The 21,854-nt window shown below is 67.2% G+C and carries 27 protein-coding genes; 12 read left to right on the top strand and 15 right to left on the bottom strand.

What is annotated here, in order from left to right:
- Window positions 1-2: 2 nt before the first annotated feature.
- From AC3WJI_RS02785 to AC3WJI_RS02775, 3 genes are read left to right on the top strand one after another with little or no spacing between them, the layout of a single operon-like run.
- Entirely contained in the window at window positions 3-374 is a 372-nt protein-coding gene (locus AC3WJI_RS02785) for a hypothetical protein (protein WP_492755714.1), read from the top strand.
- On the top strand, window positions 371-1,774 hold the full coding sequence (locus AC3WJI_RS02780; RefSeq protein WP_492755713.1) for an NAD(P)H-hydrate dehydratase: 1,404 nt from the start codon (window positions 371-373) through the stop codon (window positions 1,772-1,774). Before AC3WJI_RS02785 ends, AC3WJI_RS02780 begins: the two co-directional genes overlap by 4 nt.
- On the top strand, window positions 1,765-2,961 hold the full coding sequence (locus AC3WJI_RS02775; RefSeq protein WP_492755712.1) for a class I SAM-dependent RNA methyltransferase: 1,197 nt from the start codon (window positions 1,765-1,767) through the stop codon (window positions 2,959-2,961). The genes AC3WJI_RS02780 and AC3WJI_RS02775 overlap by 10 nt, the downstream gene beginning before the upstream one ends.
- 28 nt (window positions 2,962-2,989) lie before the next feature.
- Here the strand turns inward: AC3WJI_RS02775 and truA are convergent, their stop codons facing one another.
- Window positions 2,990-3,730 carry a tRNA pseudouridine(38-40) synthase TruA gene (truA, locus tag AC3WJI_RS02770; RefSeq protein ID WP_492755711.1) on the bottom strand — a complete coding sequence of 247 codons (741 nt, stop codon included), beginning with the start codon at window positions 3,728-3,730 and terminating at the stop codon, window positions 2,990-2,992.
- Window positions 3,727-4,629, bottom strand: coding sequence for a methionyl-tRNA formyltransferase (gene fmt, locus AC3WJI_RS02765; protein WP_492755710.1), 903 nt, complete (start codon window positions 4,627-4,629; stop codon window positions 3,727-3,729). Before fmt ends, truA begins: the two co-directional genes overlap by 4 nt.
- A 140-nt stretch (window positions 4,630-4,769) precedes the next feature.
- Here fmt and recR point away from each other — a divergent pair, with 140 nt between their 5' ends.
- The 3 genes from recR (at window position 4,770) to AC3WJI_RS02750 (ending at window position 7,684) form a co-directional block, all read left to right on the top strand.
- Window positions 4,770-5,366 carry a recombination mediator RecR gene (gene recR / locus AC3WJI_RS02760; protein WP_492755709.1) on the top strand — a complete coding sequence of 199 codons (597 nt, stop codon included), beginning with the start codon at window positions 4,770-4,772 and terminating at the stop codon, window positions 5,364-5,366.
- Window positions 5,367-5,622: 256 nt separating this feature from the next.
- Complete coding sequence (gene def / locus AC3WJI_RS02755; RefSeq protein WP_492755708.1) at window positions 5,623-6,150, top strand: peptide deformylase; 528 nt, start codon at window positions 5,623-5,625, stop codon at window positions 6,148-6,150.
- Window positions 6,151-6,295: 145 nt separating this feature from the next.
- The gene (locus AC3WJI_RS02750) at window positions 6,296-7,684 is read left to right on the top strand and encodes a DNA recombination protein RmuC (RefSeq protein WP_492755707.1); all 1,389 of its coding nucleotides are present in this window, start codon (window positions 6,296-6,298) and stop codon (window positions 7,682-7,684) included.
- A gap of 75 nt (window positions 7,685-7,759) precedes the next feature.
- On the opposite strand, the gene AC3WJI_RS02745 is transcribed toward AC3WJI_RS02750, so the two are convergent.
- The 8 genes from AC3WJI_RS02745 to AC3WJI_RS02710 form a co-directional block, all read right to left on the bottom strand.
- Window positions 7,760-8,461 carry an META domain-containing protein gene (locus AC3WJI_RS02745; protein ID WP_492755706.1) on the bottom strand — a complete coding sequence of 234 codons (702 nt, stop codon included), beginning with the start codon at window positions 8,459-8,461 and terminating at the stop codon, window positions 7,760-7,762.
- Between the two features lie 81 nt (window positions 8,462-8,542).
- A complete protein-coding gene (locus AC3WJI_RS02740; RefSeq protein WP_492755705.1) occupies window positions 8,543-9,343 on the bottom strand; it encodes a TrmH family RNA methyltransferase in 801 nt (266 codons plus the stop codon).
- Between the two features lie 129 nt (window positions 9,344-9,472).
- Window positions 9,473-9,721, bottom strand: a complete 249-nt coding sequence (locus AC3WJI_RS02735) for an HPr family phosphocarrier protein (protein WP_492755777.1) — start codon at window positions 9,719-9,721, stop codon at window positions 9,473-9,475.
- A gap of 20 nt (window positions 9,722-9,741) precedes the next feature.
- Window positions 9,742-10,149 carry a PTS sugar transporter subunit IIA gene (locus AC3WJI_RS02730; protein ID WP_135962088.1) on the bottom strand — a complete coding sequence of 136 codons (408 nt, stop codon included), beginning with the start codon at window positions 10,147-10,149 and terminating at the stop codon, window positions 9,742-9,744.
- Window position 10,150: 1 nt separating this feature from the next.
- On the bottom strand, window positions 10,151-11,089 hold the full coding sequence (gene rapZ / locus AC3WJI_RS02725; protein WP_492755704.1) for an RNase adapter RapZ: 939 nt from the start codon (window positions 11,087-11,089) through the stop codon (window positions 10,151-10,153).
- Entirely contained in the window at window positions 11,086-11,529 is a 444-nt protein-coding gene (locus AC3WJI_RS02720) for an HPr kinase/phosphorylase (RefSeq protein ID WP_492755703.1), read from the bottom strand. Before AC3WJI_RS02720 ends, rapZ begins: the two co-directional genes overlap by 4 nt.
- Complete coding sequence (locus AC3WJI_RS02715) at window positions 11,529-13,103, bottom strand: sensor histidine kinase (RefSeq protein WP_492755702.1); 1,575 nt, start codon at window positions 13,101-13,103, stop codon at window positions 11,529-11,531. Before AC3WJI_RS02715 ends, AC3WJI_RS02720 begins: the two co-directional genes overlap by 1 nt.
- On the bottom strand, window positions 13,072-13,779 hold the full coding sequence (locus AC3WJI_RS02710) for a response regulator (protein ID WP_492755701.1): 708 nt from the start codon (window positions 13,777-13,779) through the stop codon (window positions 13,072-13,074). Before AC3WJI_RS02710 ends, AC3WJI_RS02715 begins: the two co-directional genes overlap by 32 nt.
- Before the next feature lie 180 nt (window positions 13,780-13,959).
- Between AC3WJI_RS02710 and AC3WJI_RS02705 the strand changes: the two genes are divergently transcribed.
- The 3 genes from AC3WJI_RS02705 to AC3WJI_RS02695 are packed head-to-tail and all read left to right on the top strand — an operon-like array spanning window position 13,960 to window position 16,306.
- Window positions 13,960-15,576: a phosphoenolpyruvate carboxykinase gene (locus AC3WJI_RS02705; protein WP_492755700.1), complete on the top strand. Its 1,617-nt coding sequence runs from the start codon at window positions 13,960-13,962 to the stop codon at window positions 15,574-15,576.
- Between the two features lie 53 nt (window positions 15,577-15,629).
- Window positions 15,630-16,082 (top strand): hypothetical protein, encoded by a 453-nt coding sequence (locus tag AC3WJI_RS02700; RefSeq protein WP_492755699.1) that lies wholly within the window; start codon window positions 15,630-15,632, stop codon window positions 16,080-16,082.
- Window positions 16,083-16,111: 29 nt separating this feature from the next.
- The gene (locus AC3WJI_RS02695; RefSeq protein ID WP_492755698.1) at window positions 16,112-16,306 is read left to right on the top strand and encodes a hypothetical protein; all 195 of its coding nucleotides are present in this window, start codon (window positions 16,112-16,114) and stop codon (window positions 16,304-16,306) included.
- 26 nt (window positions 16,307-16,332) lie between these two features.
- Here the strand turns inward: AC3WJI_RS02695 and AC3WJI_RS02690 are convergent, their stop codons facing one another.
- From AC3WJI_RS02690 to AC3WJI_RS02670, 5 genes are read right to left on the bottom strand one after another with little or no spacing between them, the layout of a single operon-like run.
- On the bottom strand, window positions 16,333-16,650 hold the full coding sequence (locus AC3WJI_RS02690; protein WP_492755697.1) for an antibiotic biosynthesis monooxygenase family protein: 318 nt from the start codon (window positions 16,648-16,650) through the stop codon (window positions 16,333-16,335).
- Window positions 16,647-16,970 (bottom strand): ribosomal maturation YjgA family protein, encoded by a 324-nt coding sequence (locus AC3WJI_RS02685; protein ID WP_492755696.1) that lies wholly within the window; start codon window positions 16,968-16,970, stop codon window positions 16,647-16,649. Before AC3WJI_RS02685 ends, AC3WJI_RS02690 begins: the two co-directional genes overlap by 4 nt.
- A 41-nt stretch (window positions 16,971-17,011) precedes the next feature.
- Window positions 17,012-18,832: a DUF885 domain-containing protein gene (locus tag AC3WJI_RS02680; RefSeq protein ID WP_492755695.1), complete on the bottom strand. Its 1,821-nt coding sequence runs from the start codon at window positions 18,830-18,832 to the stop codon at window positions 17,012-17,014.
- A gap of 15 nt (window positions 18,833-18,847) precedes the next feature.
- Window positions 18,848-19,297, bottom strand: a complete 450-nt coding sequence (locus AC3WJI_RS02675) for an NfeD family protein (RefSeq protein WP_492755694.1) — start codon at window positions 19,295-19,297, stop codon at window positions 18,848-18,850.
- 3 nt (window positions 19,298-19,300) lie between these two features.
- Window positions 19,301-20,287 (bottom strand): SPFH domain-containing protein, encoded by a 987-nt coding sequence (locus AC3WJI_RS02670; RefSeq protein ID WP_492755693.1) that lies wholly within the window; start codon window positions 20,285-20,287, stop codon window positions 19,301-19,303.
- Window positions 20,288-20,338: 51 nt separating this feature from the next.
- Here AC3WJI_RS02670 and AC3WJI_RS02665 point away from each other — a divergent pair, with 51 nt between their 5' ends.
- The 3 genes from AC3WJI_RS02665 to AC3WJI_RS02655 all read left to right on the top strand — a co-directional run bounded on the left by AC3WJI_RS02665 (window position 20,339) and on the right by AC3WJI_RS02655 (window position 21,828).
- Window positions 20,339-21,148 carry an HpcH/HpaI aldolase/citrate lyase family protein gene (locus AC3WJI_RS02665; protein ID WP_492755692.1) on the top strand — a complete coding sequence of 270 codons (810 nt, stop codon included), beginning with the start codon at window positions 20,339-20,341 and terminating at the stop codon, window positions 21,146-21,148.
- Between the two features lie 30 nt (window positions 21,149-21,178).
- Window positions 21,179-21,631, top strand: coding sequence for a hypothetical protein (locus AC3WJI_RS02660; protein ID WP_492755691.1), 453 nt, complete (start codon window positions 21,179-21,181; stop codon window positions 21,629-21,631).
- A gap of 74 nt (window positions 21,632-21,705) precedes the next feature.
- Window positions 21,706-21,828, top strand: a complete 123-nt coding sequence (locus AC3WJI_RS02655) for a hypothetical protein (RefSeq protein ID WP_492755690.1) — start codon at window positions 21,706-21,708, stop codon at window positions 21,826-21,828.
- Window positions 21,829-21,854: the final 26 nt, after the last annotated feature.

The following is a 21,854-nucleotide window of genomic DNA, read 5'->3' as shown; positions in this document are numbered from 1 at the left end:
GCGTGCTTGCGGCCATAGTCACGTTCCAACTCGCTGCGTGTGGATCGGCATCTGACCGGTCGGAGGAGCCACCAGCGGAGGCAAACCAGGCCGCGCCGGAGTCCGCAGTTCCCCGGATTCCCTGCGCCGCTGCCGGTACCGCCGAACTCGCGCCGGTCTGCACCGTCGAGCGCGCAGAAACCCCGGCGGGTGTCGTCCTCACGCTCCGTCATCCCGAGGGCGCCTTCCACCGCATCCAGATCACGCAGGACGGCCGCGGCGTCATCGCCGCCGACGGTGCGGAGCCCGCCAAGGTGACGCCCTTCGGCACCGACCGCATCGAAGTTGAAGTTGGCGGTGCGCGCTATCGGCTCCCCGCGATCGTCCGTCAGTGATCCCCGCCGGCGCGCCGATCCTCACCGCCGCCGAGATGCGCGCCGCCGAGCAGGCGGTGTTCGCCAGCGGCGTGTCGCAGGATGCGTTGATGGAACAGGCGGGCGCCGCGGTCGCGCGCGAGACCGCGCGCTTTGCGGCCGGTCGGCCCATTCTGGTCCTCGCCGGCCCGGGCAATAATGGTGGCGACGCCTATGTCGCGGCGCGTTTGCTCAAGAATGCCGGTCATGACGTCAGCCTCGTCGCAACCGGCGCCCCGGCTTCCGGCGCGGCCGAGCGGATGCATGCCCTGTGGCACGGCCCGACCAGTTCGCTCTACGCGGCACGGCCGCGCCCGGTGCTGGTCGACGGTCTGTTCGGAACCGGCATGACGCGCCCGCTCGAGCGCGGCCTAGCCGCGGTCTTCGCCGATCTGTGCAAGCAGGCCGAGTTCACGTTGTCGATCGACCTGCCGTCGGGGATCGATACCGACACCGGCGCCGATCTCGGCGCGCCGCGCGGGATTGACGTCACCCTCGCACTCGGCGCGCTCAAGCCCGGGCATCTGCTCGACGCTGGACTCGAGCGTTGCGGCAAGCTCCTGCTCGCCGATCTCGACATTCCCGTCGACACCCAATGGCGCACCGTCGCGCGGCCCAGGATCGAGACTCCGGGCGCGCACAGCCACAAATATAGCCGTGGGCTCGTCACCGTGATCGAGGGCGCGATGCCTGGCGCCGCGCGCCTTGCCGCCCGGGCGGCGATGGCGGGCGGGGCGGGCTATGTCGTGCTTGCCGGCGATCGCCCGTGGGGCGGGGGACCCGATGCGCTCGTGCGTCGCGAAGTGCGCAGCGCCGAGGACCTGACCGAATTTCTCGGCTGGGATCGCGTCGACGCCGTCGTGCTCGGTCCTGGTCTCGGACGCGACCGCCGCGCCGAGGCGTATCTTCGCGCCGCGTTCGACTCACCGTGTCCGCTGATCCTCGATGGCGATGCGTTGACCCTGCTGGGTACCGGCGCTGCACGTTGGCTCGCGTCGCGCGCCGCGCCGACCTGGATCACGCCACATTCGGGCGAGTTCGACCGGATGTTCGAGGGCGGCGGCAGCAAGATTGACCGCACCGTCGCGGCGGCCGCGGAGGCGCGCGCGACGATCGTCCACAAGGGTGCAGATACCGTGATCGCATCGCCCCAAGGTGAGGTTCGCGTGCTCGCCGGGGCCTCGCCCTGGCTGTCGACCGCGGGGACCGGGGACGTGCTCGCCGGGCTGCTCGCTGCACAGGTGGTGCAAGGCGGGAAGGGCGTTGTCCCGGCGGAAGCTGCGGCGTGGCTCCATGCCCGCGCGGCGCGGCTTGCCGGACCGGCGCTGATCGCCGATGACCTGGTCGAGCATATTTCTGGGGCGGTTTCAGAATGTCTGTGAATGATGACGAGGTCCTTCGCGTCGCCGCGCGCGGCGATGGCGTCACCGCCGATGGCCGCCACGTAGCGTTTGCCGCGCCCGGCGACCGGCTGACGCCGGAAGGCACCCTCGTTCCCGGCCCGCACCATCAGGTGCCGCCGTGCAAGCATTTCCTCGAATGCGGCGGATGCCAGCTCCAGCACCTCGACGATGCCAGCTGGACTCAATTCCTTGCAGACAGGGTCGCGGGCGCGCTCGCGGCGCAGGGCATCGAGACCTGGGTCCGCGCGCCTTTGCTGTCGCCGCCCAATACCCGCCGCCGCGCCACGCTCCACGCCGAGCGCCGGGGCCGCCAAGTCCGCCTGGGCTTCACGCGGCAGAGCAGTCACGAGCTGATCGACATTGAGGAATGCTGGGTCCTCGCCCCCGAACTGTTCGCGCTGGTGGCGCCGCTGCGCGGCATGCTCGCCGCGTTGATCCCGGGCACGCGCCGGATCAACGTCCACGTCGCCCAGACCGACCAGGGGCCCGACATACTGATCGACGGGCTCGAAGCCGAAGGACTTGCCGCCGCCGAGGCGCTGAGTGCCTTCTCGCACCGCCACCACCTCGCGCGCCTGTCGATCGACGAGGGCTTCGGCCCGGGCGCGCGCTACGAGCCCGAGCCGGTCACCGTCACGCTGAGCGGGGTGCCGGTCGCGTTTCCGCCTGGCAATTTCCTCCAGGCAACCCCCGAGGGCGAGGCGGCTTTGGTCGCCGCGGTGCAGGATATCACCGGGGATGCCAAAGCGGTCGCCGATCTGTTCGCCGGGCTCGGCACCTTCACCTTCGCTTTCCCCAAAGCCAAGGTCTACGCCGCCGAGGCGGCGCGCGATCCGATCATGGCGCTGAAGGCTGCGGCCGGCGCGGCGGGGCGAGCGGTGTTCGCCGAGCACCGCGACCTGTTCCGCCGTCCTGTCACTGCCAAGGACCTATCGAACTTCGACGCTGTCGTACTCGATCCGCCACGCGCCGGTGCGCGGGAGCAAGTTGCGGAGATCGCGCAATCGGGTGTGCCGGTGCTCGCATATATTTCGTGTAATCCCAGCACCTTTGCACGGGACGCTGAGACATTATGCGAAGCAGGGTATCGCTTGGACTGGGTCCAGCCGGTTGGCCAGTTCCGCTGGTCCACCCATGTCGAACTGGCGGCGAAGTTCACGAGATAGCTTGCGTTTTGTGGCCGCGGCGCCTGGCTCAGGGATAATCCGCGCGCACGAAGAACAGCCCATCCGGAGGCGCATTGAGCCCCAGCCGCGCCCGATCCCGCGCCTCGAGCGCCGCGCGCACGTCCGCCACCTGCCATTTGCCCTGGCCGACTAGCCCGAGGCACCCGACCATCGAGCGCACCTGGTGGTGCAGGAAAGATCGCGCCGAAGCGCGCACCGTCAGGCGGTCGCCGTCGCGCGACACGTCGAGCCGGTCGAGCGTCTTGACCGGGCTCTCCGACTGGCAATGCGCCGAGCGGAAAGTAGTGAAGTCATGCCGCCCGACTAACGATTGCGCCGCATCGTGCATCGCATCTGCGTCGAGTTCCCCTGGAATCCGCCACGCCAGTCCTTTCTCCCAGGTCAGCGGCGCACGGCGGCAGACGATGCGATATTCGTAGTGCCGCGCCAGGCACGAGAAGCGCGCGTGCCAGTCGTCCGGCACTGCCACGCAGTCGAGGATCGCTACCGGGGCGGGGCGCAGCCGCGCGTTCAACGCCTCCATCAGCCGGAACGCGGCCATGTCGCGCGCGACATCGAGATGCGCGCGCATGCCTAGACCGTGCACCCCGGCATCCGTGCGCCCTGCTGCGTGCACCACGATCCTTTCGCCGGTGACCGCGAAGGCGGCCTCTTCGATCGCCTGCTGGACGCTCGGGCCATGATCCTGCCGCTGCCAGCCCATGAAGGGACGGCCGTCAAACTCCACGGTGAGCGCAAACCGCGTCAAAGCTGCGTGCCCGCCGGGATCGCGAAGCCGCGCAGCAACTCGCCTGACGTCATGACGCCCCGTCCGGCGCGCTGGACGAGGGTAGGGCGGATCGCCCCGCCACCGCAAGCGATCGTCAGCTGGCCGTCGATCACCGTTCCGGGCACATCCGTTTCCGCGACCACCTCGGCGGTGTGTATCCGAACGCGCTCGCCGGCGATCTCGAAGAACGCCCCGGGCACCGGGTTGAAGGCACGCACCTGGCGCTCGACCTCCACCGCGGGCCGCGAGAAATCGAGGCGCGCCTCGGCCTTGTCGATCTTCGCGGCATAAGTGACGCCATCCCCGGGTTGCGCCACCGCCGGATAAGCCTCGATGTCGCCGAGCACCTCGACCATCAGCCGCGCCCCCAGCGCGCTCAGCTCGGCCGTCAACTCGCCCGCGGTCTTGCCGGCCACCGGCGTCCGGCCTTCGAGCCGCACCGGGCCGGTGTCGAGCCCGGCCTCCATCTGCATGATTCCCACGCCGGTCTCGCTGTCACCGGCGAGGATCGCCCGCTGTATCGGCGCGGCGCCACGCCAGCGCGGCAACAGCGAGCCATGGACGTTGAGGCAGCCCAGACGCGGCGCATCGAGCACGGCCTGGGGCAGGATCAGGCCATAGGCCGCGACCACCGCGACATCGGCGTCGAGCGCGGCGAAGGCTTCGATCGCATCAGGTTCCTTGCGGAATGAAAGCGGCGTGCGCACGTCGATCCCCAGCGCTTCGGCGCGCGCGTGCACCGGCGAGGGCGCCGTCTTGCCGCGATTTCCGCGCCGCGGCGGCTGGCTATATGCCGCCACGACGTCGTGCCCCGCCTGCACCAGCGCGTCGAGCACCGGAACGGCGAATTCGGGCGTGCCCATGAAGATGATCCGCATGGCGCCGCTTTCGGTGGGAGCGGCGATAGGCGCAACAAAAATCCGTTCGCCCTGAGCTTGTCGAAGGGCCGCTCTGTCTTCTTGGTTTTGAGAAAGGACAGGGCTTCGACAAGCTCAGCCCGAACGGTTAGGGATGCGACATGGCCTCCCCCGAAATCGAAGCCCTGACCCAGGCGCTGTCGCGCCTCCCCGGGCTCGGCCCGCGCTCGGCCCGCCGCGCGGTGCTCCATCTGCTCAAGAAGCGCGAGACTGCGCTCGATCCTCTGCTGTCGGCGCTCACCGCAGTCAGTCGCCGTCTGTCGACCTGCGGCATCTGCGGCAATGTCGATACCACCGACCCCTGCGCGATCTGCGCCGATCCGCGCCGCGACGCGCGCTCGCTATGCGTCGTCGAGGAAGTCGCCGATCTCTGGGCGCTCGATCGCGCGCGGCTGTTCCCCGGCAAGTTCCATGTCCTGGGCGGCCGGCTCTCGGCGCTCGAAGGGGTTCGCCCCGAGGATTTGCGCATCGACAGCCTGGTCCGCCGCGTCGCCGCCGGCGGTGTCGACGAAGTCGTGTTGGCGATGAACGCCACGCTCGACGGCCAGACCACCGCGCATTACCTCGCCGAGCGCCTTGAAGCCTATCCGGTGCGGATCACCCAGCTCGCCCACGGCCTCCCCGTCGGCGGCGAGCTCGACTATCTCGACGAAGGCACCTTGGCCCAGGCCCTCCGCGCGCGCCGCCCCGTGGCTTGATCTTATTGGAGGTCGCGAAGAAGATTATTCGCGCAAAGGGCGCAGAGGGCGCAGAGACTGGTCCCGTTTTCGGCGCAGCCGCTCTTCCTCAATCGTGGAAGCTTCCTGCGCTTCGCGCTTGGCTGAGCACCTCTGCCTCCTCTGCGCCTCTGCGCCTCTGCGCCTCTGCGCGAACCACTTCTCTCTTCGCATTCGCGCAAAACCAAAATGACCTGAGCGGCTTGCGACCAAAGCAACGTCGGACTATTTTACCCTGATGGCCATTCTCCCCATCGTCGAAGTTCCGGATCCGCGCCTGCGCCTCATCTCCCAGCCCGTGGCGGAGGTGAATGACGAGCTGCGCGACCTGATCGCCGACATGTTCGATACGATGTACGATGCCCCCGGCATCGGCCTTGCGGCGATCCAGGTCGGCGTGCCCAAGCGCGTCATCGTCATGGACCTGCAGGAAGAGGAAGACGAAGAGGGCAAGCCGATCCGCGCGCCGCGCGTCTTCATCAATCCCGAGATCCTCGACCCCGCCGAAGAGCAGTCGGTCTATACCGAGGGCTGCCTGTCGATCCCCGAGCAATTCGCCGATGTCGAGCGTCCGGCGCGCTGTCGCGTCAAATGGCTCGACGCGCAGGGTATTGCGCATGATGAGGTCTTCGAAGGCCTGCTGGCGACGTGCATCCAGCACGAGATGGATCATCTCGAAGGGATCGTGTTCATCGACCATCTCTCGCGCCTCAAGCGCGACATGATCCTCAAGAAGCTCTCCAAGGCGCGCAAGGCCGCGGCCTGACCCAGCGCTCCTGCGAAAGCAGGAGCCCAGGGTAGCTAAGCCCGCTGTCATTCTGGACTCCTGCTTTCGCAGGAGCACTGTGAGTATAGGATTGCTCGACGAGCCGCCGCGCGCTAGGTTCGCCTTCTGTTCCAGGAGGTGAAGGTTGGACTCGCTCGCACTCATCGTCGTCGTCGCAGCGTTGGTCGTCGGGCTTGGCCTGGGCTGGTTCCTCGGCACGCGCGGCGTCGCGCAAGCGCGCGCCGAGCGCGACAAGCGCGAAGCCGATTTCAAGGCGGCAATCGCCGATCTCGCCGCGGCGGAAGAGCGCGCGGGCGAAGTCCCCGGCTTGCGCAGCGAAGTCTCGCACCTGCGGGACGAGCGTGATCTCGCCCGCCTCGAACTCGTCGAGCTCAAGGCCAAGGCCGGCGCATTCGAGGAGCGGCTCGCCGAATTCAAGGGCGCACGTGACGTCATGGCGGGCCAGTTCCGCGAGCTTGCCGCCAACATGCTCGGCGAGACGCAAAAGGCCTTCCTCGAGCGCGCCGAGGCCCGCTTCAAACAGTCCGAGGAAGTCGCTGGGCAGAACCTCCGCTCGATGCTCCAGCCGGTCAGCGACCGGCTTCAGCGCTATGAGGAAGGCGTCGCCAAGGTCGAGGCCGAGCGCCGCGACGCGTTCGGCGAATTGAAGGGCCAGATCGAGCAGATGCGGATCGGCCAGGAGAAGGTCAGCGCCGAGGCTGCCAAGCTGGTCAATTCGCTGCGCAACGCGCCCAAGTCGCGCGGGCGCTGGGGCGAGCAGCAATTGAAGAACGTACTCGAGACCTGCGGACTGTCCGAGCACACCGATTTCGAGACCGAGGTCAACGCCGCGGGCGAAGAGGGCGGTCGGCTGCGTCCCGACGCGATCGTCCGCGTGCCCGGCGGCCGCGCGCTGGTGATCGACGCGAAGGTGTCGCTCAACGCCTATCAGGACGCGTTCGGGGCGGTCGACGAAATCGAGCGCTTCGCCGGATTGAAGGCCCACGCCGATTCGATGCGCGCGCATATCAACGGGCTCGGCAACAAAGCCTATTGGAGCCAGTTCGAGGACGCTCCCGATTATGTGATCATGTTCGTCCCCGGCGAGCATTTCCTCTCCGCCGCGCTCGAACATGACCCGACGCTATGGGACTTCGCCTTCGACAAGCGCGTGCTGCTGTCGACCCCGACCAATTTGATCGCGATCGCGCGTACCGTCGCCGCGGTGTGGCGTCAGGAGAAGCTCGCCAAGGAAGCACGGCAGATCGGCGAGCTCGGCAAGGAGCTGCACGACCGGCTCGCCAAGGCGCTAGGCGACCTCCGCGTGGTCGGCAGCGGGCTCAACACGGCGGTCAAGAATTTCAATACCTTCGCGAGCAGTCTCGAAAACCGGGCGCTGGTAAGCGCGCGCAAGCTCAAGGACCTCAACATCGAGACCGGCGCGCGCGAGATCGAAAGCATCCCGCCGGTCGAACTCCTCGCCAGCCATGCTCATGAGCCGAATGCGGAGCCCGAGGCGGAGGCGGCCGAATAGCGACTCCGCGCACGCGCCAGGGCTTCGGGCCACTGACCGACGCCCTGGATGGGTGGAGGGATCAGGGCCGGTAGCTCAGCGCCGAGGGGCGGGCGCCAGTACCAGCCGGCTCCCGCCGCTGCCCGTCAGGACGAGCTTGCCGCCGCGGTTGCGGCTGACGCTGAGCGGTTTGCCGAGGACGCGCAGGATATTGGTCTCCTGCGCGTTCTGTGCCCGCTGCACGCATGCCATTCTCGTCGAGGCGAGACGGCCGGCAGTCAGCCGCCCGCGTTCGAAGCGGAAGCTGCCGTTGAAGTTGTTGCAGCTAGCATTACCGCTGATCCGGTCGCCGTTGAACGTCACGCGCGGCGTGGTGCGCGGTGCCACGCGGCGGCCGTCGATCGACTCGATCCGCCAATTGCCTTCGAGCAGCGAGGCCTGGGCGGGGGCGTCCGAAAGCACGGCACCGCCGCAACCGCGCAGCGTGCGTTTGCCCAGGGTCACCGTGACCGTGTCATGGAAGGTGCGATCGCGCATCCCGTCGCTGCATTCCAAATGCGTGATGTCGACGGTCATCCCGCGTGCCTCGTAGCGCTCGCCGTTGAAGCCGATGATAGGCCGCGGCTTGGCGACGCGGACGATGCGTCCGCCTGCCGGCTCGTAGCGGATTGTCCCGCCGTCGATCGTCAGCGACCAGAACGGCTCGGTGCCGCTGGCACGATAGGGCTCGGCGTTCGACTGGGCGAACGCGGGCAGGGCGGTCAGCAGCAGCAATCCGGTAGCGGCAAGTTTGATCACGGCTTGTCTCCTTTGTCGCGACGCCGTGCCCCGGCGCGGCTGAACAGCGCATGGCCGTAATGATCGGGTCGCGTTCAGGATCTAACCGCGCGTCCTGCTCAGGACTTCATACGCCATCACTGCCGTTGCAACCGCCGCATTGAGGCTGTCGGCCTTGCCCAGCATCGGGATCTTGACGAGCAGGTCGCACTCAGTGGCCATGAAGTCGGGCATGCCCTGTGCCTCGTTGCCGGTGAGCAAGAAGGTGGGCGCGGTGTAAGCCGGTGCCTTATAGTCATGTTCGGTGTCGAGGCTGAGCCCGACCAACTGCCCCGGTCCGGCCCGCAGCCATGCGACGAACTCGCCCCAGCCCGCCTTGGCGACCGGCACGGTGAATAGCGCCCCCATGCTCGCGCGAACCGCCTCGACCGAGAAGGGGTCCACGCATTCGTCGAGCAGGATCAGCCCGCCCGCACCGACCGCGTCGCCGGTGCGCAGGATGGTGCCGAGATTGCCGGGATCGCGCAGACGCTCGGCGACCAGCCAGATTGGCGAGGAGCCGCGGTCGAGATCGGCGAGACCGAGCGCGAATTCGGGATAGACGCCGACGACGGCGCCGGGATTGTCCTTGCCCGACAGCTTGGAGAGGATGTCGGCGTTGGTTTCGATCGCCTCGCCGCCCGCACCCTCGGTCGCCGCGACCAGGGCCTGGACCAGCGGGTGTGCAGCCATGTCGCGTGCGAAGAAGAGGAACTGGGGCAGCCGCCCAGCTTCGCGCGCCTCGGTGAGGATGCGGAGCCCCTCGGCGAGAAACAGCCCTTCCTCGCGGCGGTGTCGCTTCTCGCGCAGCAGGCGGACGCGCTTGATCAGCGGGTTGGAGAAAGCAGTGATTTCGCGCGGCATCAGTTCCCCTTCCGCTTGCGGGAGGGGTTAGGGGAGGGGCTGAGCAGGAAGATATTTCGGGCCACGGACGCCACATGCCCTCCCCCCCCCCCCCCCCGACCCCTCCCGCAAGCGGGAGGGGAGAAGAGATCATTCCTCGCCGAACCGCGCCTCGACGAGTTCGGCCAGTGCCTGCACTGCCTCGGGTGCGCCGTCGCCTTCGGCGCTGATCGTGATCGTGTCGCCCTTGGCCGCGCCCAGCATCATCAGGTCGAGGATCGACGTGCCCGATGCGCTCGATCCATCCTTCTCGACGGTGAGTTCGACCGGCTGGCTGGATGCCAGCGTGACGAAGGCCATGCTGGCGCGGGCATGCAGGCCGCGGCGGTTCTCGATCATCACGTTACGCGTCGTACGACTCACGCGGCGGCCTCTCCCAGAACCTCGGATGCGACGGTGATGTATTTGCGCCCGGCGTCGCGGGCGGCGGCGACCGCTTCGGTCACCTTCATCGCCTTGCGCGCGCTGCCCAGCCGGATCAGCATCGGCAGGTTGATGCCGGCGATGACTTCGATCCGCCCCGCCTCCATCAGCGAGATGGCGAGGTTCGAGGGCGTGCCGCCGAACAGGTCGCTGAGCACGATCACCCCGCGGCCTTCATCGACGCGCGCGATCGCCGCGGCGATGTCCGCGCGGCGGGCTTCCATATCGTCGTCGGGGCCGATCGAGATCGGTTCGATCCGTTCCTGCTTGCCGACTACATGTTCCATCGCGACCACGAACTCCTCGGCGAGTCGTCCGTGCGTCACGAGCACCAAACCAATCATCTCAAACTCCGCCCCCTGATATGGTCACCGGGGCCCCCTCCAGCGAGTCCTGCGGCGCGGTCTGCAAATCGCGGTGCGTCACCGTGGGCGAAAATCCCTCTTCGCGCAACCGCCGCGCCATCCGCTCGGCGACGTGCACCGAGCGATGACGCCCCCCCGTACACCCGAATGCGGCGGTAACATACGCCTTTCCTTCGGCCTGGTAGCGGGGCAACAGCAGGAGCAGCAGCGCCTCGATCTGCGCCATCGCCGGTCCGTAAGCGGGATCGGCGGCGACATAGGCCGAGACATCGTCGTCCTGCCCCGTTCCGGGACGCAGCGCAGGGACCCAGTGCGGATTGCGCAGGAAGCGCATGTCGAACACCAAGTCGGCGTCACGCGGCAGTCCGCGGGCAAAGCCGAACGAAGCGATCGTCACGACTGTCCGCCCAAGCCCGTCGACCGCGAACGTTGCCCTGATCTGCTGCTGAAGCTCGTTCGACGACAGCGTCGTGGTGTCGATGAGCCGGCTCGACCAGCGCCGCAGCGGCATCAGCAATTCACGCTCGCGGGCGATACCGTCACTCGCCGGACGGTCCTGCGCCAGCGGGTGGCGCCGCCGGGTCTCCGAATAGCGGCGCTCCAGCTCCACGCCGGAGCATTCGAGGAACAGGGTGCCGACCTGATGACCTTCCTGCTCGCTCAATCTCTTGACGCGCTGGACGATGTTCTCGGCGTCGAACCCGCGGGTCTGGGTGCCGATCCCCAGCGCGAGCGGGCGATCGTCGTCGCCGTCCGCGCCTTCGCCCGGAGGCGTGTCGAGCAGGCGGTGGAGCAGGAGGAGGGGGAGATTGTCGACGGTCTCCCAGCCGAGATCCTCGAGCGTGCGCAGCGCGGTCGACTTGCCCGCCCCCGACATGCCGGTGACGAGCAGGATCTGCTTGGGCCGCCGCTGGCTCACCGCGCGCTCTGCTTGAGCGCCAGCTCGACCTTGATCGGCGCCGATGGCTCGAGCGCGGCCAGGGCGAGCACCGGCACGTCCACCCCGGCGATGCGGCGCGACCGGGGATCCTCGGGAAAGCGGGGCGGGGCGTCGAGAATGACGATCAGCAGGTCCACCGGAACGCGCTCCACGCTGGGCAACTCGACAATGCCCAGCCCGCGTACTTCGATCCGTCCCGCAAGATGCGCCGGCGCGCAGGCGATGAGCCCGCCATCCTGGCGCTGGCAGATCACTTGGCCGTCGGAGACCAGGGCCGCGCCGCGGTCGATCAGGCGTAGCGCAAGGTCGGACTTGCCCTCGCCCGAACGCCCTTCGATCAGCACCGCGCGACCGCCGATCGCGACGCACGCGCCGTGCACCGTCTCCGAGGAGACTTCGGGAAGCCGGATCTCGGGCATCAGCCGCGCTCCGCCAGCGGCAGCCGTACGACGAAGCGCGCGCCGCGCAATCGATCCTCGCGTGTTTCCACTGAAATGCTCCCCTGATGGCCTTCGACGATGGTGCGTGCGATGGCAAGCCCTAGCCCCGAATGCTGACCAAAGGCTTCACTCTCGGGACGCACCGAGTGAAATCGCCGGAAAATCGCCTCGCGCGCCGCTTCGGGAACGCCCGGGCCCTCATCCTCGACGCGGACGACCAGCATGTCGCGCTCGCGCGCGGCCGAGATCGTGACCAGCCCTCCCTTGGGGGAGAAGGACACGGCGTTCTCTATGAGGTTCTCGAAGACACGCTCCAGCCGCGCGCCCTCGCCGAGCACGGTGAGCGAGGCGCCGGGGCGGCGATCGAACAGGACGCGGATGTCGGAGGGGAGGCCGCGCGTAGTGCGCTGGTCGAGCAACGCAGCGATCATCGCGCCGATGTCGATCGCTTCGAACGTCGCGCGGCTGAGCTGGGCGTCGAGCCGCGAGGCGTCCGAAATGTCGGTGATCAGCCGATCGAGGCGATGGACATCGTCGCGGACGATCGCGAGCAATTGCTCCTGCAGCGCCGGATCCTTGACCTTGGTCAGGCCTTCGACCGCGGAGCGCAGCGAGGCGAGCGGGTTCTTGAGCTCGTGGGTGACATCGGCGGCGAAGCTCTCGGTGGCATCGATCCGTGCGCGTAGCGCCTGGCTCATGTCCGAGATCGCGCGCGCGAGCATGCCGATCTCGTCGCTGCGCTCGGGCAGCCGCGGCACCACCACTTCGCGCGCGCGCCCAAGCCGGACACGTACTGCCGCGCGGGCGAGGCGCCGCAGCGGCCGGACGATCGTTCGCGCGAGGAACAAGGAGAGCAGGATCGACAGCAAGGCGACGATCGCCAGCACCACGCTCAGTCGGAAGCGCTCAAGCCGCACCGTCTGGGTGATGTCGCGCGCGTTGATCGTCGTCATCACCACGCCGAGCTGGGTTATCGGTGCCGCCGCGGTGATCACCGGGGTGCGATCGGGTGCGCGCCAGACGGTCGCCGGGGTGCCCAAGGTTTCGCGGGCGATGCGGACATCGGGCCAGTCGAGCCCGCGGTCGCGCCTGCGCTCGCGGTACAGCGGCGCGCGGTCGGCGCCCGCGACGGTGTCGATCAGCGCGTCGAGGAAGCGCGCCGTGGTCTGGTTGGGCGGGTCCTTGTCGGGATCGCGCAGCACGAGATTCCGCAGCCCGAGATCGTGGCTGTCGGTGATCAGCCTGCCGCCCTCGTCGAACAAACGGATGCGGGTGCCGGTGTCGCGGGCGAGGCTGAGCACGAGCAGGTCGCGGCGGGCAGGGGTCGCCGAGGCGAGCGCCTGTGCGATCAGCCGGACCTCGCCGCGCGCTTCGGCCACCCGGCTGTCGACGATGCGGCTGCGATAGCTGTCGAGGTAGAAAAAACCGCTGCCGAGCAAGGCGAGCGCGAAGATGTTGACCGCGAGAATCCTCGGAGTGAGGCTCACGCGGTTCGACCATTTAAGCGCGAGGTCGCGCTCGTTATTCGTCCGAGAAGCGATAACCGGCGCCATAGAGCGTCTCGATAGCATCGAACTCGGGATCGACCTGCCGGAATTTGCGCCGCACGCGCTTGATGTGGCTGTCTATCGTGCGGTCGTCGACATAGATGTCGTCCTGATAGGCGGCGTCCATCAGCTGGTTGCGCGTCTTTACGATCCCCGGGCGCTGCGCCAGCGTCTCGAGGATCAGGAATTCGGTGACGGTCAGTGTGACGTTGGTGCCGCCCCAGGTGACGCGGTGGCGCGCCGGATCCATTACCAGCCGCCCGCGCTCCAGGCTTTCGGCCGCCTCCTGCGTCCCGCCCTCGGCGCTCGGCTGGCTAGGCTCGGTACGGCGCAGGATCGCGCGGATGCGGGCGATCAGCAGCCGTTGGCTGAACGGCTTGGCGATGTAATCGTCGGCGCCCATTGCGAGCCCCAGCGCCTCGTCGAGCTCGTCGTCCTTGCTGGTCAGGAAAATCACCGGGATCGCGCTCTTCTCGCGAAGCCGGCGCAGCAGCTCGAGCCCGTCCATCTTGGGCATCTTGATGTCGAGCACCGCGAGATCGGGCGGATTCTCGATCAGCGCCTTTAACGCGCTCTCGCCGTCCGAATAGACGCGGGTGAGGAATCCCTCGGTCTGGAGCGCGATCGAGACCGATGTCAGGATGTTGCGGTCGTCATCGACCAGCGCGATCGTCGCGGTCATGCCGGGCAGCGTGCGTGGCTTTGGAGCATCAGGGCAGGGGTTAAAGCAAAGTCGCGGCCGGCTCAATCGGTTGACAACGCTTACCTGGATTGACGCTCCGAGGATGTGCCGCCTAAGCGCCATGTCATTGATAACGCGGCCTCGCCTTCGGGAAGAGGCTTAGCGACCTTGGAGGTATGGATGTCGACCACGCGCATTTCGCGGCATGGTCTCGGTGCGCAGGGCATCGAGACTGGGGCGGAGCTATTCTGGAATTTGGAGACCGCGCCGCTCGTCGAGCACGCGCTTCGCCGCGGCGAGGGCAAGCTCGCCAAGGATGGACCGCTCGTCGTCACGACCGGCAAGCACACTGGCCGCTCGGCCAATGACAAGTTCATCGTCCGAGACGCCGAGACCGAGACGAGCGTCTGGTGGGGCAAGGCCAACAAGGCGATGATGCCCGAGCACTTCGCCGCGCTCAAGGCCGACTTCCTCGCCGAGATCGCACAGCGCGAGACGCTGTTCGTGCAGGATCTGTACGGCGGCTCGCAGCCCGAGCACCGAGTCAACGTCCGCGTGATCAATGAGCTGGCCTGGCACAGCCTGTTCATCCGCACGATGCTGGTCCGGCCCGAGGCGAGCGAACTCGAAAGCTTCGTTCCCGAATATACGATCGTCGACCTGCCGAGCTTCCGCGCCGATCCGGCGCGCCACGGCACGCGCAGCGAGACGGTGATCGCGGTCAGCCTCAGCGAGAAACTGATCCTGATCGGCGGCACCGCCTATGCCGGCGAGATGAAGAAGAGCGTCTTCGGGCTGCTCAACTATCTGCTGCCGCCCAAGGGCGTGATGCCGATGCACTGCTCGGCCAATATCGGTCCCGACGGCGACACCGCCGTGTTCTTCGGGCTGTCGGGGACTGGCAAGACCACGCTATCAGCCGATGCCAGCCGTACGCTGATCGGCGATGACGAGCACGGCTGGTCCGACACCGCCGTCTTCAACTTCGAAGGCGGCTGCTATGCCAAGATGATCCGGCTTTCGGCGGAGGCCGAGCCCGAAATCTTCGCGACGACCAAGCGCTTCGGCACGGTGCTCGAGAATGTCGCGATGGACGGCGAAAGCCGCGAACTCGATCTCGACGATGCCAGCCTCGCCGAGAACAGCCGTGGCGCCTATCCGATCGACTTCATCCCCAATGCCTCGGCGAACAATCTCGGGCCGGTGCCGAAGAACATCATTTTCCTCACCGCGGACGCTTTCGGGATCATGCCGCCGATCGCCAGGCTCAGCCCCGAACAGGCGATGTACCATTTCCTCTCAGGCTACACCGCCAAGGTGGCGGGCACCGAGATCGGCATCACAGCGCCCGAGGCTACCTTCTCGACTTGCTTCGGCGCCGCCTTCATGCCGCGGCACCCGTCGGAATATGGCAATCTGCTCAAGGAGCGAATCGCCAGAGGCGGGGTCGATTGCTGGCTGGTCAATACAGGTTGGGCAGGGGGCATGGCGACCGATCCGGGCATCCAGCGCATGCCGATCAAGCTGACCCGCGCCTTGCTTGGCGCGGCGCTCGACGGCAGCCTGAGGAACGCTGAGTTCCGCGTGGATCCGAATTTCGGGTTCAAGGTGCCGGTGCAGGTCGCTGGGGTCGACCCGGCGGTGCTCGATCCGCGCGCGAACTGGGTAGACAAGGCGCGATACGATGCCACCGCCGCGAAGCTGGTCGACCTGTTCAACGCGAACTTCACGCAATTCGTCGATCATGTCGACGAAGGCGTGCGGCAATCGGCGCCGCGTATCTCGCAACCGGCCTGACCTCGTCGTACTCCTGCTTGCGCAGGAGCACGAAGGCTGGTTCAAGCCGATGCATGACCGACCTTCCGCCCCGCTTGTTCGATTCCGACGCCGAGATCGTCCGTCTCGGCGAAGGGCTGCTAGCGTGCAGCCTGCAGAAGGAAGACTGGACTCACGAGGCGCATCTTGCCGCGTGCTTGTATCTGCTCGCTGAGCGAACCGATGTGGACGTCGACGCTGAGATCGGTGGACTGATCTCACGCTTCAACGAGAGCGTAGGCGGCGTGAACGATGATAAGGGCGGCTATCACGACACGATCACGCAGGTTTACGTCGCTGGGGTTCGTCTGTTCTTGCGCTCCCATCAGGCGGGCAGCCTTGCGGAGCGCGTTAATGCGCTGCTGAGCTCGCCGATGGGCCGGCGCGACTGGCCGTTGGGCTTCTACAGCCGCGAATTGCTGTTCTCGGTGAATGCGCGACGTGGTTTCGTGCCGCCCGACCGCGCGCCGCTTCCATCCCGTCTATAAGGGATTGGTAACTGCGTAGGGATCCCCCAGTGAAGTTCATCACCTTGAAGGCAATCAACGGCGAGCCGATCCTCGTCAACATTACCGCGGTCCGGACCGTCTCCTCGATCGACCTCGCCGGGGTCGAAATGGGCGTGATCGGCTTCGACAAGGCGCACGAAGTCGTCGTGAGCTCGACCGTGGCCGAGATCACCGACGCGGTCACCGCGGCTGCGCAGGGCTGAGCGTTCCGCTCTGAAAGGTTCGGGACTTAGACCAGCCCTTCGCCGGCTACGATGTCGTGATGCTCGACGTGGACCGGCCGTTCGAGCAGATATGTGTCGTCCTCGGGGTAATAACGCGCGATCGTGATGTCCGCGCCGGCGAAGCCGCGGATCGCATCGAGGCTCTCCCACCAGCTCAAGGTCGTGACTTCGGTGGTGCCGTCGCCGAGGTCGCGGAACAACATCTGGAAGCCGCGATTGCCTGGCGTCGATGTATAATCAGCGCCGCCGGTGCCGGCGATATAGTCGCGATAGGCGTCGCGTTGATGCGTGCGGATCACGCCGCGCCAGCGTCGCAGGATCATTTCCGTCCCTCCACTGCAAAGGGGACCGCCGCGCCCGCTGCACAAGCGAGGAAGTCCTTCCACTCGAACCCGCTGCCCAGCACGATGCGCGCGATCGCGCTTTCACGCCATCCCAGCAGATCGAGTATGCCGATTGCCTGGCCGAACTCGATCGCCGACGCGACACCGAACGCGATGGCCGTCGCCTGCCAGGGCGACAACGGCAGCACCGCGCGCAGGCTGCAATAGACCAATATCACCGCGAATACGTCGCCCAGATACGGCCGGACGAAACGATCGCGGACATAGAGGGCGATGAGGATCTCGATGCCGAGCAGCACCGCCGCCGCCCCGGCGTGACGCGGCGACCAGGTCAAGCGGCTCAGCCTTTTTGTCCCGCCACATAGCGATCGACGACGTGGCCAAGGACGGTCATCGGCACGTTGCCGCCGAGCACCACGGCATCGTTGAACGCCTTGAAGTCGTAGCGTGTGCCCAGCGCCGCCTTGGCGCGGTCGCGCAGCCGGTTGATCTCGCTATGGCCCACCTTATAGCCACAGGCCTGACCCGGCCACGAGCAATAGCGGTCGACCTCGCCGGTGACCTCGTCGACCGACGAGCCGTTGGCATGCACGAACCACTCGATTGCCTGCTGGCGCGTCCAGCGCTTGGCGTGGAGCCCGGTGTCGACCACCAGTCGGCAGGCGCGGAAACCGAGCGACTGAAGATAGCCGAGCTTCTCGGCCGGATTGTCGGCATAGACGCCGAGTTCGTCGGCGAGCTGCTCGGCATAGAGCGCCCAGCCTTCCGAATAGGCGTTGAACTGGAGCAGGCTGCGGATCAGCGGCAGCTTGAACGTGTATTCACCCTGCCAGACATGGCCGGGGATTGCTTCGTGATAAGCGAGATCGGGCAGGCTGAAGCGGGTGTGCAGGCCGGTCGAGCGCAAATTGATCCAGAACTTGCCCGGGATCGTCCCGTCGATCGAGCCGGGGCCGCCATAGGCGCCGGGCGCGCCCGGCTCCTCTTCGGGCGGTAGGCGCCGCACTTCGACATTACCCTTTACCAAGGTGTTGAACGCCTGCGGCATGCGGCTGCGGATGTCGCTGATTCGCGCGTTGAGGAACTTCATGATCTCGGCACGTCCGGGATCGCCCTCCGCGAAGGTGAAGCGCGGATCCTTGGCGAGTGCCTCCATCCGTGCGCCGACGCTGCCCTGGCTATAGCCCTCCTTCTTGAGGATCGTATCCATCTCGGCCTGGATCGCCGCGAGCTGGTCGAGCCCCATCTGATGGACTTCCTGCGGGCTCATTTTCGTCGTCGTGCCGGCGCGCAGGGCCCAGGCGTAATAGGCCTCGCCGTCCTTGAACTTCCAGACGCCGGCATCTGACGTCGCGCGCTTGCGCTGGCGTTCGAGCTCGGCGATCTGACGGTCGAGCGCAGGCACGATCTTGTCGTTGGCGAGCATCCAGGCGCGATTGCCGAAATCGCCTTCCATCCCGGCGCTGCGGTTGGCGAGCGAGGTCACCAGCCCCCAGCCGGCAGTGTTGCCGCTGCGCGCGAGCCGGATCTGCTTGAGCGCCTTGTCGAGCAGGAAATCGGGCGCAACCACGCCCTGGCCGCCGGCGATCTTGAGCCGTTCGGTCTCGCCGTCGAGCTGATCGGCATAGGCTTCGACCCGATCGAGATAGGCCTCGGCATCCTCAGGCGTGTTCACCTGGTGATCGGTGTCGAGCATCCGCGGCACGTCGAGATAGGCGCCGACATTCTGGATGACGACATAAGGCGTGTTGCGCCAGCTGCCGACCGCGACGTCGCCATAGGGGAAGGCGAACCCTTCGAGCGCATTGCCGTAGGCGGTCTGCACCACTTCGACGTTGGTGCGGGTCAGCGGGCTGAGCAACGCCGGATCGAGCTTGCCGAGTTCGGCAAGTGTCGTGCGGAGATGCGCGGCGATCTTGCCTATCCCCTCCGGCGAGCGATCGGCGAGCTGATGTTTGAGCGGCGCGCGCGCGTCTTTGTCGATCCCCAGCGAGGTGGCGCTTTCCGGATAGAGCGTGAGGAAGGTCTCGGCCGTGTGCGACAATAATGCTTCGGCGCGCGCGTCGCCCTCAGCGAATAGGGCGCTCGCCTGGCGCGGAAGCGCGGCTGCGGCAAGGGTTCCGGCTGTGCCGAGCAGCAGCTGGCGGCGAGTGGTACGCATGGTCATTCCTTGAAGTCAGGCGATTACGGGTTCGACGGTCAGCGAGGTTCCTACCGCCCCGACGATGCGGACATGGGCGCCGATGGGAGCGTCGGGTCCCGAGGCGAGCCACTCGCTGTCACCAACGCGAACCTTGCCCTTGCCGGCCGCGATCGGCTCGACCACGGTGACCACCTCGCCGATCAGCCGAGCGACGCGGTCGTTCAGCAGGGGATCGGCGCTCGGCACCGGGTTCTTGACGTACCAGCGCCGCCCGAGTGCCACCGCCGCCGAGGATGCGATCACGAACACCGCGACCTGAAAGGTCAGCGCGAAACCCGGGATGATCAAGGTCACCACGCCGGTCACCGCCGCGCCGGCTGCAACGAAGACGAGGAAGATACCGGGGACGAGCAATTCGGTGATGGCGAGCACCGCCGCGAGGATCAGCCACGAGAGCCCGGGAGTGGCGAGCAATGCGGCCATGGCTCAGCCCTCCTGGCTACCGAACGGCGTCGGGCGCGGGCGCGCAGGCGGGGCGGGGGGCGCCGGCGGCTGCGGGCCGCGGCCGAGCGCATCCTTGGCGAGCTCGCCGATCCCGCCCAGGGTGCCGATCAGTTGGGTCGCCTCGACCGGGAACAGGATCGTCTTGGCGTTGGGCGAAGTCGCGAACTTTCCGACCGCCTCGACATATTTCTGCGCGACGAAATAGTTGATCGCCTGGCTCGATCCCTTGGCGATCGCATCGGACACGAGTTCGGTAGCCTTGGCCTCGGCCTCGGCCGAGCGCTCGCGCGCCTCGGCGTCGCGGAACGCCGCTTCGCGCCGGCCCTCGGCCTCGAGGATCTTCGATTGCTTCTGGCCCTCGGCGCGCAGGATCTCCGAGGCGCGCGTGCCCTCGGCCTCGAGGATGTTGGCGCGCTTCTCGCGCTCGGCCTTCATCTGGCGGCCCATCGCGTTGACGATGTCGGCGGGCGGACGGATGTCCTTGATCTCGACGCGCGTGATCTTGACGCCCCAGGGCGTGGTCGCGTGATCGACGACGTTGAGCAGCCGCGCATTGATCTCGTCGCGCTTGGACAGGGTCTCGTCGAGGTCCATCGACCCCATCACGGTGCGCAGGTTGGTGGTGGTCAGCTGGAGCAAGGCGACATAGAGGTCCGACACCTCATAGGCGGCCTTGGCGGCATCGAGGACCTGGAAGAACACGACCCCGTCGGTCGAGATCATCGCATTGTCCTTGGTGATGATCTCCTGGCCGGGGATGTCGATCACCTGCTCCATCATGTTCACCTTGCGGCCGACACGGTAGAAGAAAGCGGGGTAGAAATTGAGCCCGGGCGCGGCCACCGCAGTGAAGCGGCCGAAATACTCGATCGTATATTGATAGCCCTGGGTGACGATCTTCACGCTTGAGAAGAGGTAGAGCAGGACCACCGCCACCACCACGATCAGAAACACGTTCAGCACGTCCATACCCCGACTCCCCCTCGCATTTCGTCCGCCTTGCTAGCATAGAGTCAGGCCATGACCACAGCCAGCCTTGCGCCGCGCACTGCGCTGTTCCTGCCCGCTTCGAACCCGCGCGCGATCGCCAAGGCGCGCACCCTCGATGCCGACATGGTGATCCTCGACCTCGAGGATGCGGTGCGCGACGATGCCAAGGCCGAGGCGCGCGCGGCGGCAGTCGCGGCGGCGGGCGAGGGGTTTGGGGATCGGCTGTGCGCGATCCGGGTCAACGGGCTGGACTCGGCCGAGCATGCCGCCGACCGCGAGGCAGTGGCGGGGTCGCGCTGCGATTTCGTCGTGGTGCCCAAAGTTGAGACTGCGGCGGATGCGGCCGCCCTCACGGCGGTGGCCAAGCCCGTGCTTGCGATGATCGAGACGCCGCGTGGCGTGCTTGCCGCGGCCGATATTGCCGCGGTCCCTGGCGTAGCCGGGCTGATAGCCGGCGTGAACGATCTGCGCGCCACGCTCGGCATACCCGCAGATGGCGGACGCGACGGGCTGTCGCTGGCGCTGCAGACGATCGTGCTCGCCGCGCGCGCCGCCGTCGGCTGGGCGATCGACGGCGTGTTCAACGCGCTCGATGATCCCGACGGCCTAGCCGACGAATGCCGCCACGGCCGCGCGCTCGGCTTCGACGGCAAGTCGCTGATCCATCCCGACCAGATCGCCATCGCCGCGCAGGCATTCGGCCCCAGCGACCGCGAGCTCAACGATGCGCATGCGCTGATCGCAGCGGCGACCGGCGGCGCCGAGCGCTTCGGCGACCGCATGATCGAGGCGATGCACGTCGCGCAGGCGCACGCACTGATCGCGCGCAATCGCCGCTAAGCTCCGGACTTTCCCTGCAATGTCGCGGGCGTGCGACGCGGCTATGGGCGTCGCGAACAGGCCTCTGCCAGGGTGACCATGTCCGAACTTCACGAACTGCACGCGCAATTGCTGCAAATGCTCGACGAGCTCGAGGCGCTGACCCAGCGGCCGGCACCCGACGAGGCGGCCTTGGCAGGCGTGCGCTATCGTCTGACCCGCATCAGCAGCGCCCGGCGGCGGCTGGTCGACACCCTCTGTGCGGAGTGCAAGTCCTGGCTCGGCACCGAGGGCTCGGCCGCGCTCGATGCGCTTCACGACAGCAACACCGCCGCCATGACAGCATCCTCCTCGCATATCAGTACCTGGAGCCTGCGCGAGGTCGTCAAGAACTGGCCGGGCTATTGCGAGGCCTCGTCGACGATGCGGCGCGCGATGCGCGCGCAGATCGAGGAGGAGAAAGCAGTGCTCTATCCGTATCTGGACGAGAATCGCGCCGGTTAACGCCGCGGATACTCCGCTTTATAACGCGATTCGAAGGTCATGGCCTCATATCCGAGGGGTGGATAGGAGACGTTATGGACCGTCGCACCGAAGAACCGCCGCACAATCGCCGCGCCGACAATGATCGCCGCAAGGATTCGAACCCCGATTATCAGGGCACGGAGCGCCGTCAGGGCGATCGCCGCGCCGGGCACTAGCGGTTTGGCCTGAGCGCGGTTACATG

The organism is Sphingomonas sp. FW306-1B-B10E, from assembly GCF_058782005.1.
Note: the sequence above shows the minus strand (reverse complement) of the source record. Positions and strands in the feature narration are given on the sequence as shown.

Coding starts and splice junctions, on each gene's coding strand:
- AC3WJI_RS02775 (WP_492755712.1), top strand. CDS start 1,765: ATGTCTGTGAATGATGACGAGGTCCTTCGCGTCGCCGCGCGCGGCGAT.
- fmt (WP_492755710.1), bottom strand. CDS start 4,629: ATGCGGATCATCTTCATGGGCACGCCCGAATTCGCCGTTCCGGTGCTC.
- recR (WP_492755709.1), top strand. CDS start 4,770: ATGGCCTCCCCCGAAATCGAAGCCCTGACCCAGGCGCTGTCGCGCCTC.
- def (WP_492755708.1), top strand. CDS start 5,623: ATGGCCATTCTCCCCATCGTCGAAGTTCCGGATCCGCGCCTGCGCCTC.
- AC3WJI_RS02740 (WP_492755705.1), bottom strand. CDS start 9,343: ATGCCGCGCGAAATCACTGCTTTCTCCAACCCGCTGATCAAGCGCGTC.
- AC3WJI_RS02735 (WP_492755777.1), bottom strand. CDS start 9,721: ATGATCGAGAACCGCCGCGGCCTGCATGCCCGCGCCAGCATGGCCTTC.
- AC3WJI_RS02730 (WP_135962088.1), bottom strand. CDS start 10,149: ATGATTGGTTTGGTGCTCGTGACGCACGGACGACTCGCCGAGGAGTTC.
- AC3WJI_RS02720 (WP_492755703.1), bottom strand. CDS start 11,529: ATGCCCGAGATCCGGCTTCCCGAAGTCTCCTCGGAGACGGTGCACGGC.
- AC3WJI_RS02715 (WP_492755702.1), bottom strand. CDS start 13,103: ATGGCGCCGGTTATCGCTTCTCGGACGAATAACGAGCGCGACCTCGCG.
- AC3WJI_RS02710 (WP_492755701.1), bottom strand. CDS start 13,779: ATGACCGCGACGATCGCGCTGGTCGATGACGACCGCAACATCCTGACA.
- AC3WJI_RS02705 (WP_492755700.1), top strand. CDS start 13,960: ATGTCGACCACGCGCATTTCGCGGCATGGTCTCGGTGCGCAGGGCATC.
- AC3WJI_RS02700 (WP_492755699.1), top strand. CDS start 15,630: ATGACCGACCTTCCGCCCCGCTTGTTCGATTCCGACGCCGAGATCGTC.
- AC3WJI_RS02690 (WP_492755697.1), bottom strand. CDS start 16,650: ATGATCCTGCGACGCTGGCGCGGCGTGATCCGCACGCATCAACGCGAC.
- AC3WJI_RS02680 (WP_492755695.1), bottom strand. CDS start 18,832: ATGCGTACCACTCGCCGCCAGCTGCTGCTCGGCACAGCCGGAACCCTT.
- AC3WJI_RS02675 (WP_492755694.1), bottom strand. CDS start 19,297: ATGGCCGCATTGCTCGCCACTCCCGGGCTCTCGTGGCTGATCCTCGCG.
- AC3WJI_RS02670 (WP_492755693.1), bottom strand. CDS start 20,287: ATGGACGTGCTGAACGTGTTTCTGATCGTGGTGGTGGCGGTGGTCCTG.
- AC3WJI_RS02665 (WP_492755692.1), top strand. CDS start 20,339: ATGACCACAGCCAGCCTTGCGCCGCGCACTGCGCTGTTCCTGCCCGCT.
- AC3WJI_RS02655 (WP_492755690.1), top strand. CDS start 21,706: ATGGACCGTCGCACCGAAGAACCGCCGCACAATCGCCGCGCCGACAAT.